This window comes from Bradyrhizobium sp. ORS 375 (assembly GCF_000239775.1).
Taxonomy (GTDB): domain Bacteria; phylum Pseudomonadota; class Alphaproteobacteria; order Rhizobiales; family Xanthobacteraceae; genus Bradyrhizobium.
In genome coordinates this window covers 1-16,681 of the sequence record NZ_CAFI01000373.1, presented here as the reverse complement: position 1 = coordinate 16,681, position 16,681 = coordinate 1, and the positions used below count along the sequence as shown (strand labels likewise).

Here is a 16,681-nt window from a genome sequence, read left to right as displayed (position 1 = left end):
AGCCACTGACTGCTACCGTTGTTCGTCGGCATCTGGACACGACGACAGAGAAACACATGGCAAAAGACACCACCGGCCGCATGCATGTGCAGGTCAAGACCGGGGGCAAGCGCAAGCTGTCCTCGAAACTCTGGCTGGAGCGCCAGCTCAACGATCCCTATGTCGCGCAGGCCAAGCGCGACGGCTATCGCTCGCGCGCAACCTACAAGCTGCTCGAGATCGACGACAAATATCACCTGCTCAAGCCCGGCATGACCGTGGTCGACCTCGGCGCCGCACCCGGCGGCTGGAGCCAGATCGCGGCGCGCCGCGTCGGCGCAGAGGCGGGGAAGGGCAAGGTGGTGGCCATCGATCTCCTGGAGATGGGCGAGATCCCCGGCGTGACCTTCGCCCAGCTCGACTTCCACGCCCAGGATGCGCCGGAGAAGCTCCGCGCCATGATGGGCGGGCGGGCCGACGTGGTGATGTCGGACATGGCGGCCAACACCACCGGCCATCGCAAGACCGACCAGCTGCGCATCGTCGGCCTCGTGGAACTCGCCGCGCACTTCGCCGGCGAGGTGCTCAAGCCGGGCGGCAGCTTCCTCGCCAAGACCTTCCAGAGCGGTGCCGATGCCGAGCTGCTGGCCCAGCTCAAGCGCGATTACGCCAGCGTGCGCCACGTCAAGCCGGCGGCGAGCCGGCAGGATTCGTCGGAGCGCTATGTGCTGGCGATGGGCTTCCGCGGCGGAGAGCAGGCCGACCTGTTGTAATGGCGTCATTGCGACGGCGCGGTCCTGGCGATACAGAGCAGGTGCAATCAAGGTCTCGGGAATCGGCTTAGGGCCGGCGAGACTTGAACTCCGGAGGTCCTGCATGCGTGTCCTGAGCTGGAGCGCCCTCGCGCTGGGTTTGATGGTCGGGATCGCCGTATCGGGCCCGGCTCACGCCCAGGCCTACGATCCGCGCTATCCCGTGTGCATGAAGGTCTATGAAGGCGGCCGGTTCGGCGGGGGCGAGTGGATCGACTGCAGCTATACCTCGCTGCCGCAATGTCGCGCGACTGCGTCCGGCCGATCAGCGATGTGCGACCTCAATCCGTTCTACGCGCCGCCGCAGCCTCCGCCGCGTCGCGCACATCGACGGCATCGCTGAAACATGTCGTGACGGAACGGCCATTGCCGTGCCGCACAATCAAGCTCAAGATCCGAGACTTCCAGTCAGCGGGCCGCCATGCCGCATCGTTTCATCATTTCCATCGTGACGCTCCTGCTGCTGGTGCCGGCGATCGCGATCGCCGCGCCATCGCACAAGCGCAAGGCGCAACGCTGGCAGGGCTACGGCTTTCTGCCGGGCTACAAGCAGCCGCCGAACAACAGCCTGCCGCTGTACGCGGACAAGGAGGCGATGCGCAACGGACCGCGCGGCAGCCGCCGCCACTGGTACATCGACGGCACGCCGAAATACATGCTGTACAACGGCGAGTGGCACTATTTCGGCCAGCCCGGTTTCTATCGCGGCCATTATAACGGCGGCAGCTTCGGCCCGTGCTGGACCCGCACGCCGGTCGGCATGGTCTGGACCTGCGGCTAGGGTCTTTCTTCACCAGCGTCTTCTCAGGGCGGCCGCTGCTGCAGCGGAGTTGCGGCGCGCGAGCGATCGCGTCTGGACAGGGCGCCGTTTTCCCGCTGAAATGCCGCTTCTGAGAGGCAAGAGAAGAAACGCGAGCCGCTCGTTCGGCCCACCCTGGAGGACTGCTTTGATGTCGTTCCGTACGCGCCTGTTCGGCGCCGTCGTCGCCTTGATGACCCTTGCCGGCGCGCCGGTCTCCGCCCAGCAGCTCGAGTTGAAGGTGATGGCACCGGCCGCGCCCGGCGGCGGCTGGGATCAGACCGCGCGGGCGATGCAGCAGGCGTTCGTCGCCTCGGGCGTTGCGCGCAGCGTCCAGGTCACCAACGTCGCCGGCGCCGGCGGCACCGTGGGCATCGCGCAGTTCGTCAACGGCGCCAAGGGCGACGGCAACCAGCTGATGGTCAACGGCTTCGTCATGGTCGGCGCGCTGGCCATGAACAAGTCGCCGGTGACCTTGGAGCAGGTGACGCCGATCGCGCGCCTGACCGAGGAGATCCAGGTCATCGTGGTGCCGGCGAACTCGCCGATCAAGAATGCGCAGGATCTGGCTGCCGCATTGAAGGCCGACATCGCCAAGGTGACCTTTGCCGGCGGCTCGGCCGGCGGCGTCGATCACGTCATGGCGGCGCTGTTTGCGGGCACGGTGGGGGCCGACGCCAAGAAGGTCAACTACATCCCGTTCTCCGGCGGCGGCGAGTCGCTGGCGGCGATCCTCGGCGGCAAGGTCACGGCGGGCATCTCTGGCCTGTCCGAATATGACGGGCAGATCAAGAGCGGCAAGCTGCGCGCGATCGGCGTGTCCTCGGAGAACCGCATCCCCGGCGTCGACATCCCGACCTTCAAGGAGCAGGGCATCGACCTCGTGCTCGCCAACTGGCGCTCGGTGGTGGCCGCGCCCGGCATCACGCCGGAGCAGAAGAAGACGCTCAGCGAGGCCGTCGAGAAGATGGTCAAGTCGGATGCGTGGAAGGAGATCCTGAAGCAGAAGGGCTGGGATGACGCCTATCTCGCGGGTGATGCCTTCGCCGACTTCCTGAAGAAGGAGAACGTCCGGGTCACCGACGTGCTGAAATCGGTCGGTCTCGTGAAGTCATGACGACGGAGAGCGCTGGCACGGAGACACGCGCGCGAGGCATCGACAAGGCCGGCATCGTCATTGCGGCGCTGCTGGCCGCCGTCGCGCTGGTGCTGGTCTATGACGCCAACCAGATCCCGGCGACGACCATGTACGGCATGGGCCCGCAGGTCATGCCGGTGGTGATCGCGATCGGGCTCGGCATCCTCGCTCTCGCCAATCTGATCGATGCGATCAGGGGCAACCTGCCAGCGCGCGAGAGCGCCGATCCGATTGCGGTGCTGCTGATCCTGGTGGGGATGGGACTGTTGATCGCCATCATCGGCTTCGGCGGCGGCTTCATTCTGGCCACCACCGCGCTGTTCGTCACGACCTCGGCGGCGTTCGGTCGCCGCGCCTTCGCCACCGACCTCCTCATCGGCGCGGTGCTGACGACGCTGATCTACATGGCCTTCGATCGCCTGCTCACCTTGAGCCTTCCCGCCGGCCCGCTCGAAAGACTGCTCTGATGGACACCTTCGCCGCGCTCGCGCATGGGATGGCGATCGCCGTCCAGCCCATGAACCTGCTCTATGCGCTGATCGGCGTCTTCCTCGGCACCGCCGTCGGCGTGCTGCCGGGCATCGGGCCGGCGCTCACGGTCGCGCTGCTGCTGCCGGTCACCTACAAGCTCGATCCGGGCGGCTCGCTGATCATGTTCGCCGGCATCTATTACGGCGGCATGTATGGCGGCTCGACCACCGCGATCCTGATCAACACGCCGGGCGAGAGCGCCTCGATGGCGACCGCACTCGAGGGCAACAAGATGGCCAAGGCCGGCCGTGGCGGTCCGGCGCTGGCGACATCGGCGATCGGCTCCTTCGTCGCAGGTACCATCGCCACCATCGGCCTCGCCTTCCTCTCACCTTATCTCGTCGACATCGCCGTCCGCTTCGGGCCGGAGGACTATTTCGCGCTGATGTGCGTCGCCTTCATCACGGTGTCGGCGACCTTCGGCGACTCGCCGATCCGTGGTCTGACAAGCCTGTTCATCGGGCTGGTGCTCGGCCTTGTCGGCATCGACAAGCTCACCGGACAGGCACGGCTCGCCTTCGGCGTGCCGGAGCTGCTCGATGGCGTCGAGGTGACGACGCTTGCGGTCGGCCTGTTCGCCGTGGGCGAGGCGCTCTACGTCGCCTCGCGGCGGCATCACACCGAGGAGAAGATCGAGGCCGTCAAAGGCTCGCTGTGGATGACGCGCGAGGACTGGAGGCGCTCCTGGAAGCCGTGGCTGCGCGGCACGATGTTCGGCTTCCCGATCGGCGCGCTGCCGGCGGGCGGCGCGGAGATCCCGACCTTTCTGTCCTATTCGACCGAGCGACGGCTGACCAAATATCCCGATGAGTTCGGCAAGGGCGCGATCGAAGGCGTCGCCGGTCCAGAGGCTGCCAACAATGCCTCAGCCGCAGGCACGCTGGTTCCGCTGCTGACGCTCGGCCTGCCGACGTCGGCGACGGCAGCAATGATGCTCGCGGGCTTCCAGCAATATGGCCTCAACCCGGGACCGCTGCTGTTCGCCGAGCGCCCCGATCTGGTCTGGGGTCTGATCGCGAGCCTGTTCATCGCCAACACGATGCTGCTGGTGCTGAACCTGCCGCTGGTCGGCCTCTGGGTGCGGCTCTTGAAGATCCCGACGCCCTGGCTCTACGCCGGCATCCTCGTGTTCGCGACGATGGGCACGATCGCTGCGAAACCGTCAGTGGTCGAATTGTCGATGCTGGCCGGCTTTGGCGTGCTCGGCTTCCTGATGCGCCGCTTCGACTTCCCGATCGCGCCCGTCGTCGTCGGACTGATCCTCGGTCCGATCGCCGAGAGCCAGTTGCGCCGTGCGCTGGCGATCAGCCTGGGTGATCCCATGACGTTGCTGCAATCTCCGATCTCCGCGACGTTGTTAGTTGTCGCGCTGATTGCGCTGATCGCGCCGTTCATCTTGAAGGGACTCGGGCGCTTCAAGGCGAATGAGGATTGAGTGTGGCGTGCAAGCGGGAAACCGTGCGATCGCACTGCAACATAACGTGACCGGCAGAAAGGGCGAAGATCGGACTCGGCTTGAAACGATGTCCGCGTGATCTGGTTTGCGCTTGAACCATCGAGACCGGGGCCTGGAACCTCGGATCAGTTGAGGAAGCGTCTTTCGGGGCGTGTCACCCCAAACCGAAAGAGACCCGATGACCGATCGCTTCGATGACGGTTTCAAGCCAGCCGCCGCACCACGTCCGTCAGCTCCGAAGATTCCGGCGCGGCCGCCGCGCCATTCCGTGATCCTGCGCGCGTCCGCCATCGGCGTCGCCGGCATCCTGTCGGCGCTGATGCTGACCGCCGTGGTGCCGCCGATTGTTGCTGACCAGTCCGATCGCGCCGTGGTGAATGCGCCTGTCATGCTGCTGACCTCGCCGATTGCCGGCCAGGTCGATGCGCTCACGGCCAAACCAGGCGGCGAGGTTCGCTCCGGCGATCGGCTCGCCGAGATCACCAATTCGCGCCTGGACCGCACCACGCTGATCTCGCTGGAGGAGAAAGCGGGCGACGCGCGTCAGAAGCTCAATGCGACCCGCGCCAAGCACCAGTCTGACGTCACCTATGTCTCTTCGCTCGATCAGGAGATCGCGAGTCAGGCCGAGCAATTGAAGGCGCAGCTGCAATCGCAGATCGAGGAGCTGCGCGCCCGCGTCGCGCAGTCGAACGCGCAGAGCACCGAGAAGAAGGCGATCGTCGACCGGCAGAACCGCATGGTCGCGCGCGACGCTGCCAGCGTCGAGATGCTGAAGCCGACCGAGCAGCAATATGCGGCGGCGCTACACGACACCGACGCCCAGACCGCCAAGCTGAACCAGAAGCAGGCGCAGTTGAAGGCGCTGAACGCCGGCATCTATGTCGGTGAGGACCTCGTCGCTCTGAACATGCTCGGCCAGAAGCGCCGAGACATCGATCTAGATGCCAGGCGGATGGAGATCGAGGAGAAGCAGCAATCGGCCGTGCTCGATGATCTCGAAGGGCTGATCAAGTCGGAGCGCGCGCGGCTGGCGCGGCTCGCCGCCGCCGATGTGCTGTCGCCCGGTCCAGGCAAGGTGCTCGCGGTCGGCGCCGATACTGGACGCCAGGTCAGCGCCGGCGATACGATCGCCTCGGTGGTCGATTGCGACAAGCGCTTCGTGGTCGCGATCTTCTCCTACCGGCAGGGTGAAGCGATGAAACCGGGCACCAAGGTGCGCATCGAGGGCGGCGGGTTTCACACCGGCGTCGTCAGCGCCGTGCTGCCGAAGACCAGCGACAAGGTCGACGAGCGCTTCGCGGTGCCGTTTCCGCAGACGGAGCGGCGCGAGCTCTACGTGATGATTACGCCCGACGCGGCCGACAGTGCCGCGGCGCAGCCGGCCTCAGCGGCGACGCCGGCCTGCACGGTGGGGCAGTGGGTGACCGTCACCCGCGACAACGGCATCGTGCCGTCGATGTCGGTGACCTGGCGCCGGATCGGCCACCTCGTCGCCTCGATCGCCGATCTCGATTCGTCCGAGCCCGATGAAGCGACACGGCGCGCCGGCGTGACCAAGCTCGATTCCGCCTTGCGATCGCAGTCGTCCACGCAGCAGTCGCAGCTCGACGACCCCTGGCTGCCGGCGGTGGGCGCGGCGTCGGCGCGATGAGGCTGCTCGTCATGCTGATGCTGTCGATGGCGCTGCTCGGCGCATCTTCCGCGCGCGCCGAATCGTCGTTCTGTCCCGGGCTGGTGCAGGCGGTCGGACCCAAGTTGCAGGGCAAGGACGCGGCGTTCGTCCGCAGCTACGAGCCCGGTGCCGGCGAGGAGGCTCTGCCGCTCGGTCTCTCGACCACGGCATTCGTGTACGACAACGCGCTCGCGGCGATCGCGCTCGTCGCTTGCGACCATGTCGATCAGGCGCGGGCGATCGGCAACGCGTTGGTGCAGGCGGCGACCTACGACCGCACCTTCGACGACGGGCGTCTGCGCAACGCCTATCGCGCCGGTCCCCTCGGTCGCGGTGCGGCGCTGCTGCCGGGCTGGTGGGACTATCAGAAGAACATCTGGGGCGAGGATGCCGCGCAGGACGGCACCGCGACCGGCAATGTCGCGTGGGCGGCGCTCGCGCTGCTGACGCTGCACCAGGCGACCGGGGACGCGAACTATCTGTCCGGCGCAAAGCGCCTGATGGACTGGATCATCGCCAACGCGAGCAACGGGTCCGAGGGTTTCAGCGGTGGCTTTCACGGCTATGATCCGCAGCAGGCGCGTCTCACCTGGATGTCGACCGAGCACAATGCCGACATCTACGCCGTTGCGTCGTGGCTCTTTCGTCTCACCTCCGCGCCGCGCTACCAGGCTGCGGCGCAGACCGCGCGCCGGCTGCTCGATCGTGCGTTCCGCGGCGATCATTTCCTGCTCGGAACCAAGCCCGACGGCAGCCTCGCCGACGACAAGCTGCTCGCGCTCGACGTGCAGCTATGGCCGTGGATGGCGGTGCCTGATGCGCCAGACTGGCGCAAGGCGCTCGGCTTTGCGCAAGCCCATCTCGCCGTCGAGGACGGCTTCGACTTCAACGGCGACCGCGACGGCGTCTGGGTCGAGGGCACGGCGCAGGCCGCGCTGGCCTATCGCATGGCCGGCAACGCCGCGGCGGGCGAGCGGCTGCTGGCGGCCATGCGCAAGGATCGAACCTCCTCAGGGCTCCTGAACGCGACGCGCGACGCGCGCGTGAGCACGGGCCTGTCGATCGATCCGAGCGGGACCAACACGATTCCCGACTTCTTCTACTACAAGCGGCCGCATCTCGGCGCGACCGCCTGGGCCGTGCTCGCCGAGACCGGCTGGAACCCGTTCACCGGCGCGAAGGTGCCCTGATGTTTCCACTTCCCAGAGATGCTGCGTCGGTGCTGACGACCGACCTTGGAGTCCTGCTCGGGCTCCTGGTGATGGCCCGGCTGCTCGACCCGACGCGCTGGCGCGATCGCGCCCTGTTCGCGGCGACGGCGGCATCGTTCCTGCTGATCTACACGTGGTGGCGCTGGCAGGACACGCTGCCGGCATTCGATCTGACCTTGCAGGCGCTGTGGCCGCGGTTGTTCATTGCGCTCGAGATCGTCGCCGTTCTCTACACGCTGATGTCGATCCTGATCCTCACCCGCAGCGTCGACCGCTCGGGACAGGCCGACGCCGCGCAGCGCGCGCTGGCCGCGCGGGGCGAGCAGCCGGCGGTCGACATCTTCATCTGCACCTATGACGAGCCGATGGAGATCGTGGAGCGCTCGATCCTTGCCGCACTCGCGCTCGACTACGCCAACAAGACCGTCTGGGTGCTCGACGACACCCGTCGCGACTGGCTGCGCACGTTCTGCGACGAGGTCGGCGCGCGCCATCTGACGCGGCCCGATAACAAGGGCGCCAAGGCCGGCAATCTCAACAACGCTCTGGCTGCGACGGCGCAGCAGTCGAACGCGCCGGTCATTCTGGTGCTCGACGCCGATTTCGCGCCCCGCCGCGATTTCCTGCTGCGCACGGTCGCCCTGTTGCTGTCCGAGCCTGACATCGCCGTCGTGCAGACGCCGCAATTCTACTACAACCCCGACCCGATCCAGCACAATCTGTTGGCATCTCGCCATTGGGTCGACGACCAGCGCTTCTTCTTCGACGTGTTCCAGCCGGCCAAGGATGCCTGGGGCTGCGCCTTCTGCGTCGGCACCTCGTTCGTGGTGCGGCGGGAGCGTCTGATGGAAATCGGCGGCTTTCCGCATGCGGCGATCTCCGAGGATCTCAATCTCACTTACACGCTGCTCAAGCGCGGTCATCGCACGGTCTGGCTCAACGAGCCGCTCAGCTTCGGTCTCTCCGCCGAGGGCGTGCCGGAATACATCACTCAGCGCGCCCGCTGGTGTCTCGGCACGATCCAGGTCGCGCTGCTGCGCGACGGTCCGATGCGCAGCCGCGGCTACAGCTTCACCCAGCGATGGCACTTCCTGCATGGCGTGCTGAACTGGCTATGCAAGCCGTTCATGGTGCTGTTGCTGATCGCCCCTCCGATCTACTGGTTCGCAGGCCTGCCGGCGTTTGAAGCCGATTACCTGTCGTTTCTGCGTTATGGCGTTCCGGCTCTGCTGGGCACCATCATCTACATGGGATGGATCTCGCGCGCGAAGACCTTGCCGCTGTTCATGGAGGCGACGCATGCGGTGACGTGCTTTGCCATCACCGCGACCTTGCTCAGCTCTCTCGTGAGGCCGTTTGGCCGCCCGTTCAAGGTCACCGACAAAGGCGGCGACCGCTCGCAGCCGCGCGTCCACGGCAAGCTGGCCACGATCTTCGGCCTGATCGCCGCAAGCTCGGCGGCGGCTATCGTCTGGGCCTTCGTGTCGCCCAATGCAGCCAGCGAGATCTCGTCGATCGATTATTTCAACCTGCTGTGGGCCGGCATCGCCATGCTGATCGCCTTCATCGCGTTCCTCGTCTGCTTCGAGCTGCCGCGGGCCGAGGATCTGTTTCCCACGGACGAAGCAGGGTGGCTGGCGCAAGGTGGCGCGGTGGTGCCATGCCGCGTCGAGGCGCTATCGTTGTCGTCCGCGCGCGTGGCGTTATCGCGCCGAGGCATGACGAAGCCAGGAAGCGCGATGCCGCTTCATCTCGATGGTCTCGGCTGGATCGACGCCTCCGTCGATGCAGTCTCAAAGAAGACCACGCATCTGCATTTGCAGCCGACCGAAGCACAGCGGCGTCAGCTCGTGGTTCGCCTGTTCAGCTCCTCCTGCGGCATCATCACCGGCCGCGCCGGCCTGCGCGGTGCCCTCGCAGGCCTCGCCCGCCGCGGCTTCGTTGGCCGCTGACGTACCAGCGCGTAGCTGGGGCGAGCGCAGCGATTCGAGTTGTCCGACACAGCATGTCGCTTACGCTCATGCGGATTGTGGGGGGCCGCTACCTCACCTTTGCGCTTCTTCGATCTTGTCGAGCACGCGCTCCGGGGCGATATCTTTCGATGCGTCGCGCAGCTCGGGCTTGGCGTCCGGCTCGATGCCCATTCGCTTCGCCATCTGGTTCAGCAGCGTCACGACCTGCGTCAGCTCGTGCTCGGTCAGCAGGCTGATCTGCAGATCGAGATCGGCGCGCTTGTCTGCTTCGCCGGCCATGCGGTTCTGCGAGATCAGCACGAAGGTCGACAGGAAGATCGCTTCGACCGAGGCGATCATCGCCAGCACGACGAAGCTCTCGTCCCAGGCCGGCACGCCCGGCACGAGGTGCAGATTGGCCAAGATCCAGAAGCCGAACACCAGGAGGTGCAGATACACGAAGATCATCGATCCGGTGAAGCGCGTGATCGCGTCTGCGACCTTTTGCTGCGCCGTCGCCTCGGCCCCCTCGCGCTTGCGGCGGTCGACCAGCGCCTGGATGTTGCGCTCGAGGGCGGGAGTGAGGCCCGGGTTCGGGGCAGGACGCGGTGCAAGCTCTTCGGTCATGCCGTGAAAACGGCATGCTGCGGCCAGGCGTTCCAGGTGACGGACGAAGAATGCCAGGCAGGTGGCTTGCGGCGCGGAGACGCAGGCCAGGTTGTCGCAGCGTCTTGCCGGACCGCAGCTTCTACTTAGATGGGCGCCACTGTCCACAGGAGAACAGAGACGTGTCTATCGGAGTGAAGTCCACCGTGTCGGCCCTCGTCGTGATAGCGTCCGTGAGTGCAGTCCAGGCCAAGAGCATGGAGTGTCCCACGATATCGGAGACGCAGGTCGAGGGCCTGTTCACGAGCTTCAACGACGCCTGGGCGACCAAGGACCCTGCCAAGGTCACCGCGCTCTTCACCAAGAAGCCAGTGCTACTCGCCACCGTGTCGAACCAGCCGCGCACGACGCCGGAGGCGGTCAACGACTATTTCGTGAAATTCCTCAAGAGCAGCCCGGTCGGCCGCATCGACACCTCGACGACCGAGCTCGACTGCAACACGGCGACCCGTCTCGGCACCTGGACGGTGACCCTGACCGATCCCGCGAACGGCACGAAGACCGACGTCAAGGCGCGCTACTCGTTCATCTATCGCTATGAGGACGGCGCCTGGAAGATCGACCATCTGCACTCGTCGATGATGCCGGAGCGGTAGGCCGCCTCGGATCGCCGGACTCGCTTCCAACTGGGGCGGGTCCGATGCGCCTCCTGACATCGCCCATCGGCTGGCGTACCTATCCCAGCTTCTGATCCCGCGCGTCGTGCGTGGTTTCGCTCGCCGACTTCGTTGCTGCCTTTTCCACGCCCTTCTCGGCGCCCTTGCGGCTCGCGATCGCCGCGACCTTGCGGCCCGAGATCTCGCTGCCGGCATCGTCGGGCATCTGCCAGAAGAAGATCGATGACAGCGCCGAGGTGATGGCGACGACGATGAAGGCCGGCGCGAAGGAGGTCGCGGTGAGCTGGCTGGCGCCATGCGCCCACATCGTCGTCTCTACCGAGAACGCGCCGACGGCGACCCCGGCAGAGATCGCGAGCTGCTGGTTGACGCTGGTGAGCGTCGTGGCGCGGCTCATCTGCGCGGTCTCGACCTCGGCATAGGCCACCGTGTTGATCGCGGTGAACTGCAGCGAGCGGAAGAATCCGCCGACGAACAGGATGATGACGATCAGCAAGAGCGGCGTCGCCGGCGTGAACAGCGCGCAGGCGGCGAGGAAGACCGAGCTGACGACGGCATTGACCGTCATCAGATGGCGGAAGCCGAAGGTCTTGATCAGCCGCGCCGCCAGCGCCTTCATGCCCATCGCGCCGGCCGAGGAGCCGAAGGTGACGAGGCCGGACTGGAACGGCGACAGCCCGAAGCCGAGCTGCATCAAGAGCGGCAGCAGGAAGGGCAGGGCGCCGATGCCGAGCCGGAACATGAAGCCGCCGACGATCGACGCGCGCAAGGTGGGCAGCCGCAGCAGCGAGAAGTCGAGCACCGGCGAATTGGTCCGCCAGGAGTGGCGGACGTAGAGCGTCATCGAGATCGCGCCGATCGCGACGAGGCTGCCGACCACCGACCAGGGCAGCAGGTTGAGCCCGGCGACCGACAGGCCGAAGGCGAGGCCGGCGAGGCCGATGCCGGCGAGCACCATGCCGTAGAGATCGAACGGCTCGGGATTGTCGCTCTTGATCGGATCGATGAAGCGCAGCGCCATGATGATGCCGACGATGCCGATCGGGATGTTGATCAGGAAGATCCAGTGCCAGGAGAAATAGGTGGTGATGAAGCCGCCGACCGGCGGCCCGATGACAGGGCCGATCAGCGCGGGGATGGTGACCCAGGCCATCGCGCCGACCAGCGCGCTCTTGTCGACGGAGCGCAGCAGCACGAGCCGGCCGACCGGCGTCATCATCGCCCCGCCCATGCCCTGCAGGATGCGCGCGAACACGAAGTTCTCGACCGAGTTGGCGAGCGCGCAGCCGATCGAGCCGATCATGAACACCGCGACCGCGCTCGAGAACACCCGCCGCGCGCCGAACCGGTCGGCGGTCCAGCCGCTCGCCGGGATGAACACCGCGAGCGACAGCAGATAGGACGTGATCGCGAGCTTCAAGGTCAGCGGGCTGGTGCCGATATCCCTGGCGATCGCCGGCAGCGAGGTTGCGATGACCGTGGAGTCCATGTTCTCCATGAACAGGGCGGTGGCGACGATCAGCGGAATGATTCGTTGCTTGTTCATCGAATCCTGGGGAGGGGACAGAGGCGGGCCGGCGCGGCGGCTTTAACACCCTGCGACGAATGGGGCCATTGCGCAGCCGGCATGGCCCCCCAAATGCAGCGCGACGCTGTCGCGTCGCTGATTGGAGATGTGCCGATGATCTACCTGCTCGCCGCTTTGGTGCCGCCGCTGGGTCTGCTGCTCAACGGGCAGCCGTTCGCGGCGATCTTCAACCTGCTGCTGTGCGTAGTGTGCCTAGTGCTCGGCCTGTTCTTCCACGTGCTGCTGCTGGTGCCCTCGGCGCACGCCTTGATCGCCGTGCACATGCGGCGGGAGGACCGGCGGCACCGCGAGGTGGTCGACGCCATCCGCCGCTATGGCCCGCCGCCGGGCGCCTGGCGCTAACGGCGGAACTTCTGCCCCGGAATCGGGGCTTTGGCGACCTTTTGTTGCGCATCAGGGGCCGATCCGGGCTGTCTTTCGCAATCGCGGGAGGACGGCGGATCGGCCCTTTGATTCGTCACGGGGCCATGCTATCGACCCGCGTCAACCCCACCGATGGGCTCCGATTCGACGGCGAGGCATGGTCTCGCCGGCGGCGCCGCTCATCCTTAAATCCCATCGCGGTCGTTCAGGCCGCAGACAAGGAGTTGACGATGGCGACCGTGCAGACACTTCGCGAAGCCTTTACCTTCGACGACGTGCTCTTGAAGCCGGGCCTCTCCGATGTGCTTCCCTCCGAGGTCGACATCCGCTCGCGCGTGACGCGCGAGATCCCGCTGAACATTCCGATCATGGCGTCCGCCATGGATACCGTCACCGAGGCGCGCATGGCGATCGCCATGGCGCAGGCCGGCGGTGTCGGGGTGATCCACCGCAATTTCGATCCCGAGGGCCAGGCCGCCCAGGTGCGCCAGGTCAAGAAGTTCGAATCCGGCATGGTGGTGAACCCGCTGACCATCTCGCCTGACGCGACGCTGGCCGATGCGCTGGCGCTGATGAAGGATTACGGCTTCTCCGGGATTCCCGTCGTGACCGGCAGCGGCAAGGGCATTCCCGGCAAGCTGGTCGGCATCCTGACCAACCGCGACGTGCGCTTCGCCACCGATCCGCGGCAGAAGATTTCCGAGCTGATGACGCATGAGAACCTCGTCACCGTGCGCGAAGGCGTCGGCCAGGACGAGGCCAAGAAGATCCTGCACAAGCACCGCATCGAGAAGCTGCTCGTCGTCGACGATCAGTATCGCTGCGTCGGCCTGATCACCGTCAAGGACATGGAGAAGGCGGTCGCGCATCCGCTCGCCTGCAAGGACGCGCAGGGGCGGCTCCGCGTCGCCGCCGCGACGACGGTGGGCGAGGGCGGCTTCGAGCGCACCGAGAAGCTGATCGAGGCCGGCGTCGACCTCGTCGTGGTCGACACCGCGCATGGCCATTCCTCGCGCGTGCTGGAGGCGGTCAATCGCATCAAGCGCATCTCCAACGCGGTGCAGGTGATCGCCGGCAACATCGCCACCCGCGACGGCGCGCAGGCGCTGATCGATGCCGGCGCTGACGCCGTCAAGGTCGGCATCGGCCCGGGCTCGATCTGCACCACCCGCATCGTCGCCGGCGTCGGCGTGCCGCAGCTCACCGCGATCATGGATGCGGTCGAGGCGGCCAAGAAGGCCGACGTGCCGGTCATCGCCGACGGCGGCATCAAGTTCTCCGGCGATCTCGCCAAGGCGCTCGCCGCCGGTGCCGATGTCGCCATGGTCGGCTCGCTGCTCGCCGGCACCGACGAGACCCCCGGCGAAGTCTTCCTGTGGCAGGGCCGCTCCTACAAGGCCTATCGCGGCATGGGCTCGGTCGGCGCGATGGCCCGCGGCTCGGCCGACCGCTACTTCCAGCAGGACATCAAGGACACGCTCAAGCTCGTGCCGGAGGGCATCGAGGGCCAGGTGCCGTACAAGGGCCCGGTCGGCAACGTCATGCACCAGCTCGCCGGCGGTCTCCGTGCCGCCATGGGCTATGTCGGCGCCAAGACGCTCGAGGACTTCCACGCCAAGGCCGAGTTCGTCCGCATCACCGGCGCCGGCCTGCGCGAAAGCCACGTCCACGACGTGACCATCACGCGCGAAAGCCCGAACTATCCGGGCGGGGCGTAAGCCACACCCATGTCATTCCGGGGCAGCACGACGCGCAAACGCGCGGCGTGCTGAACCCGGAATCTCGCTCTTGTCTTGCGCAACCACCCTCGCACCTCACCTCTGGATTCCGGGTTCGCGCTGACGCGCGCCCCGGAATGACGGAGGAGAGAGCATCGCTCGTCGGGGACTTTCCCAGCTCTCTCCGTCATTGCGAGGAGCGAAGCGACGACGCAATCCAGGGGTTGCGCACGCCGCCCTGGATTGCTTCGCTGCGCTCGCAATGACGGCTCTACCGGGCCGGCACCGAGCGTCACATCAACAAAGAAGAGGAAACGCCATGTCCCAAGGATCATCCCAAGCCAAGCGCATCGTGCTCGCCGCGCGTCCCGTCGGCGAGCCCAAGCCCAGCGATTTCCGCCTCGAGGATTATGCCGTGCCGTCGCCCGGCGCCGGCGAGGTGCTGCTGCGGACGATCTGGCTGTCGCTCGATCCCTACATGCGCGGGCGGATGAGCGACGGGCCGTCCTATGCCCAGCCGGTGCCGGTCGGCGGCGTGATGGAGGCGGGGACCGTGTGCGAGGTGGTGGCCTCCAACAATCCCGGTTTCAAGCCCGGCGACATCGTGCTGGCGCGCGCCGGCTGGCAGACGCATGCGATCTCCGACGGCAAGGGCCTCGCCAAGGTCGACCCGAGCCTCGCGCCGATCTCGACCGCGGTGGGCGTGCTCGGCATGCCCGGCATGACCGCCTATACCGGCCTGCTCGACATCGGCCAGCCCAAGGCCGGCGAGACCGTCGTGGTCGCCGCCGCCTCCGGCGCGGTCGGTTCGGCGGTCGGGCAAATTGCAAAAATCAAGGGCGCCCGCGCCATCGGCATCGCCGGCGGCAAGGACAAATGCGACTACGTGAAGAAGGAATTCGGTTTCGACGACTGCCTCGACCATCGCGATCCCGATCTCGCGGCCAAGCTGAAAGAGGCGTGCCCGAAGGGCATCGACGTCTATTTCGAGAATGTCGGCGGCCCGGTGTTCGAGGCCGTCTTCCCGCTGTTCAACGCCTTCGCCCGCATGCCCGTCTGCGGCCTGATCGCGCATTACAACGACACCCAGTCGGCGTCGCCGAAATGGGCCGGCGCGCTGATGCGCAACGTGCTGACCAAGCGGCTGCTGATCCGCGGCTTCATCGTCTCCGACTTCGCCTCCCGTCATGGCGACTTCCTCAAGGACATGTCGGCCTGGGTCCGCGACGGCAAAGTGAAGTACAAGGAGCACGTCACCGAGGGCCTGGAGAACGCGCCCGACGCGTTCATGGGCCTGCTGAAGGGGGCCAACTTCGGCAAGCAGCTGGTGCGGGTCGGGCCGGACAACGCCTAAACCCAAAGCCTGAGCCACACTTGATGTGAAAGTTCAGCGCGACCGCAAAATCACGGGAACCACAGCCCCTTATCGGGAGTCCTGAGGGAACCGGTTCATCCAGGAGGGCCCGGCACCATGCCGGGCCTTCGTCATTCCAAAGGGGGATTTTCGATGTCGCTGCCCATGGTGCTGCTGCCCGTCTTCGTCGAGGTTGCGCTCACCTTCGCGCTCTTGTTCTGGAATAGGAAGCGCGGCCAAGCCACGGACGCCGCCGACGAATTCGGCCTGCCGACCTTGTTTTACGCCCTGATCGCGATTGCGCTGCCGCTGCGCCATGCCGATCTGGTGATCGTGCTGCTGTCCTGGGTGTTCGTCGTCACCCGCTTCGTCAATGCCGGCTTTATCAGCGGGGCAGACAAGCGTGGCCTCGCCTGGACCGCCTCGGCGCTGGTGCTGCTGGCGATGTGGCTGTATTTCGCCCTGAAGATGCTTCTCCTGATCTGAACGGAATACCTTGATGACCCCCGCCGCCCGGCTGTCCGCCGCCATCGACATTATCGAGTCCATCGAGGCCAACAGGGCGCCGGCGGCCAAGGCGCTGAAGGACTGGGGCACCAGCCATCGCTTCGCCGGCTCCGGCGACCGCGCCGCCATCGCCGGCCTCGTCTGGGACGTGCTGCGCCGCCGCGCCTCCTGCGCTTACGTGATGGAGGACGACACCGCGCGGGCGCGGGTGCTCGGCATGCTCAAGCTCGAGCGCGGGCTGGACGTGCCGACCATCGCCGCGATGTGCGACGGCAGCCGCTTCGCGCCGCCGCCTCTCACCGCCGCCGAGGAGAA

The 16,681-nt window shown here is 66.5% G+C and carries 16 protein-coding genes and 1 pseudogene; 15 read left to right on the top strand and 2 right to left on the bottom strand.

The features are described 5' to 3' along the window. Positions 1-56: 56 nt before the first annotated feature. The 9 genes from BRAO375_RS25965 (at position 57) to BRAO375_RS25925 (ending at position 9,553) form a co-directional block, all read left to right on the top strand. Positions 57-752: an RlmE family RNA methyltransferase gene (locus BRAO375_RS25965; RefSeq protein WP_009030413.1), complete on the top strand. Its 696-nt coding sequence runs from the start codon at positions 57-59 to the stop codon at positions 750-752. A gap of 103 nt (positions 753-855) precedes the next feature. Continuing rightward, the gene (locus BRAO375_RS25960) at positions 856-1,134 is read left to right on the top strand and encodes a DUF3551 domain-containing protein (RefSeq protein ID WP_035642239.1); all 279 of its coding nucleotides are present in this window, start codon (positions 856-858) and stop codon (positions 1,132-1,134) included. Between the two features lie 78 nt (positions 1,135-1,212). Next, positions 1,213-1,572, top strand: a complete 360-nt coding sequence (locus tag BRAO375_RS25955) for a hypothetical protein (protein WP_035642237.1) — start codon at positions 1,213-1,215, stop codon at positions 1,570-1,572. Positions 1,573-1,741: 169 nt separating this feature from the next. Continuing rightward, on the top strand, positions 1,742-2,707 hold the full coding sequence (locus BRAO375_RS25950) for a Bug family tripartite tricarboxylate transporter substrate binding protein (RefSeq protein ID WP_035642234.1): 966 nt from the start codon (positions 1,742-1,744) through the stop codon (positions 2,705-2,707). Then, positions 2,704-3,195: a tripartite tricarboxylate transporter TctB family protein gene (locus BRAO375_RS25945; protein ID WP_009030409.1), complete on the top strand. Its 492-nt coding sequence runs from the start codon at positions 2,704-2,706 to the stop codon at positions 3,193-3,195. Before BRAO375_RS25950 ends, BRAO375_RS25945 begins: the two co-directional genes overlap by 4 nt. After that, entirely contained in the window at positions 3,195-4,694 is a 1,500-nt protein-coding gene (locus tag BRAO375_RS25940; protein ID WP_035642232.1) for a tripartite tricarboxylate transporter permease, read from the top strand. The genes BRAO375_RS25945 and BRAO375_RS25940 overlap by 1 nt, the downstream gene beginning before the upstream one ends. 199 nt (positions 4,695-4,893) lie before the next feature. Then, on the top strand, positions 4,894-6,369 hold the full coding sequence (locus BRAO375_RS25935; protein ID WP_009030407.1) for an HlyD family secretion protein: 1,476 nt from the start codon (positions 4,894-4,896) through the stop codon (positions 6,367-6,369). Beyond that, positions 6,366-7,580, top strand: coding sequence for a hypothetical protein (locus BRAO375_RS25930; RefSeq protein WP_009030406.1), 1,215 nt, complete (start codon positions 6,366-6,368; stop codon positions 7,578-7,580). The genes BRAO375_RS25935 and BRAO375_RS25930 overlap by 4 nt, the downstream gene beginning before the upstream one ends. After that, positions 7,580-9,553, top strand: a complete 1,974-nt coding sequence (locus BRAO375_RS25925) for a glycosyltransferase family 2 protein (RefSeq protein ID WP_009030405.1) — start codon at positions 7,580-7,582, stop codon at positions 9,551-9,553. Before BRAO375_RS25930 ends, BRAO375_RS25925 begins: the two co-directional genes overlap by 1 nt. 93 nt (positions 9,554-9,646) lie before the next feature. On the opposite strand, the gene BRAO375_RS25920 is transcribed toward BRAO375_RS25925, so the two are convergent. Beyond that, positions 9,647-10,180, bottom strand: coding sequence for a DUF1003 domain-containing protein (locus BRAO375_RS25920; protein WP_009030404.1), 534 nt, complete (start codon positions 10,178-10,180; stop codon positions 9,647-9,649). Positions 10,181-10,341: 161 nt separating this feature from the next. Here BRAO375_RS25920 and BRAO375_RS25915 point away from each other — a divergent pair, with 161 nt between their 5' ends. Continuing rightward, a complete protein-coding gene (locus tag BRAO375_RS25915; protein WP_009030403.1) occupies positions 10,342-10,815 on the top strand; it encodes an SgcJ/EcaC family oxidoreductase in 474 nt (157 codons plus the stop codon). A gap of 79 nt (positions 10,816-10,894) precedes the next feature. On the opposite strand, the gene BRAO375_RS25910 is transcribed toward BRAO375_RS25915, so the two are convergent. After that, positions 10,895-12,382, bottom strand: coding sequence for a DHA2 family efflux MFS transporter permease subunit (locus tag BRAO375_RS25910; protein WP_009030402.1), 1,488 nt, complete (start codon positions 12,380-12,382; stop codon positions 10,895-10,897). A 135-nt stretch (positions 12,383-12,517) separates the two neighbouring features. Here BRAO375_RS25910 and BRAO375_RS25905 point away from each other — a divergent pair, with 135 nt between their 5' ends. The 5 genes and pseudogenes from BRAO375_RS25905 to BRAO375_RS25885 form a co-directional block, all read left to right on the top strand. Continuing rightward, on the top strand, positions 12,518-12,766 hold the full coding sequence (locus BRAO375_RS25905; protein WP_009030401.1) for a hypothetical protein: 249 nt from the start codon (positions 12,518-12,520) through the stop codon (positions 12,764-12,766). Positions 12,767-13,017: 251 nt separating this feature from the next. Beyond that, positions 13,018-14,505 (top strand): IMP dehydrogenase, encoded by a 1,488-nt coding sequence (gene guaB / locus BRAO375_RS25900; RefSeq protein WP_009030400.1) that lies wholly within the window; start codon positions 13,018-13,020, stop codon positions 14,503-14,505. A 319-nt stretch (positions 14,506-14,824) separates the two neighbouring features. Next, positions 14,825-15,859, top strand: a complete 1,035-nt coding sequence (gene curA / locus BRAO375_RS25895; RefSeq protein WP_009030399.1) for an NADPH-dependent curcumin/dihydrocurcumin reductase — start codon at positions 14,825-14,827, stop codon at positions 15,857-15,859. Between the two features lie 153 nt (positions 15,860-16,012). Continuing rightward, on the top strand, positions 16,013-16,345 hold the full coding sequence (locus tag BRAO375_RS25890; RefSeq protein WP_009030398.1) for an MAPEG family protein: 333 nt from the start codon (positions 16,013-16,015) through the stop codon (positions 16,343-16,345). Between the two features lie 13 nt (positions 16,346-16,358). Further along, positions 16,359-16,681, top strand: a pseudogene (locus tag BRAO375_RS25885) (MFS transporter); the annotation flags it as partial.

What these genes read in the sequence shown, in the direction of transcription:
- BRAO375_RS25890 (WP_009030398.1), top strand. Translation starts at nt 16,013, where the DNA reads ATGTCGCTGCCCATGGTGCTGCTGCCCGTCTTCGTCGAGGTTGCGCTC.
- BRAO375_RS25960 (WP_035642239.1), top strand. Translation starts at nt 856, where the DNA reads ATGCGTGTCCTGAGCTGGAGCGCCCTCGCGCTGGGTTTGATGGTCGGG.
- BRAO375_RS25910 (WP_009030402.1), bottom strand. Translation starts at nt 12,382, where the DNA reads ATGAACAAGCAACGAATCATTCCGCTGATCGTCGCCACCGCCCTGTTC.
- BRAO375_RS25950 (WP_035642234.1), top strand. Translation starts at nt 1,742, where the DNA reads ATGTCGTTCCGTACGCGCCTGTTCGGCGCCGTCGTCGCCTTGATGACC.
- guaB (WP_009030400.1), top strand. Translation starts at nt 13,018, where the DNA reads ATGGCGACCGTGCAGACACTTCGCGAAGCCTTTACCTTCGACGACGTG.
- BRAO375_RS25925 (WP_009030405.1), top strand. Translation starts at nt 7,580, where the DNA reads ATGTTTCCACTTCCCAGAGATGCTGCGTCGGTGCTGACGACCGACCTT.
- BRAO375_RS25945 (WP_009030409.1), top strand. Translation starts at nt 2,704, where the DNA reads ATGACGACGGAGAGCGCTGGCACGGAGACACGCGCGCGAGGCATCGAC.
- BRAO375_RS25935 (WP_009030407.1), top strand. Translation starts at nt 4,894, where the DNA reads ATGACCGATCGCTTCGATGACGGTTTCAAGCCAGCCGCCGCACCACGT.
- BRAO375_RS25965 (WP_009030413.1), top strand. Translation starts at nt 57, where the DNA reads ATGGCAAAAGACACCACCGGCCGCATGCATGTGCAGGTCAAGACCGGG.
- BRAO375_RS25940 (WP_035642232.1), top strand. Translation starts at nt 3,195, where the DNA reads ATGGACACCTTCGCCGCGCTCGCGCATGGGATGGCGATCGCCGTCCAG.
- curA (WP_009030399.1), top strand. Translation starts at nt 14,825, where the DNA reads ATGTCCCAAGGATCATCCCAAGCCAAGCGCATCGTGCTCGCCGCGCGT.
- BRAO375_RS25905 (WP_009030401.1), top strand. Translation starts at nt 12,518, where the DNA reads ATGATCTACCTGCTCGCCGCTTTGGTGCCGCCGCTGGGTCTGCTGCTC.
- BRAO375_RS25920 (WP_009030404.1), bottom strand. Translation starts at nt 10,180, where the DNA reads ATGACCGAAGAGCTTGCACCGCGTCCTGCCCCGAACCCGGGCCTCACT.
- BRAO375_RS25955 (WP_035642237.1), top strand. Translation starts at nt 1,213, where the DNA reads ATGCCGCATCGTTTCATCATTTCCATCGTGACGCTCCTGCTGCTGGTG.
- BRAO375_RS25930 (WP_009030406.1), top strand. Translation starts at nt 6,366, where the DNA reads ATGAGGCTGCTCGTCATGCTGATGCTGTCGATGGCGCTGCTCGGCGCA.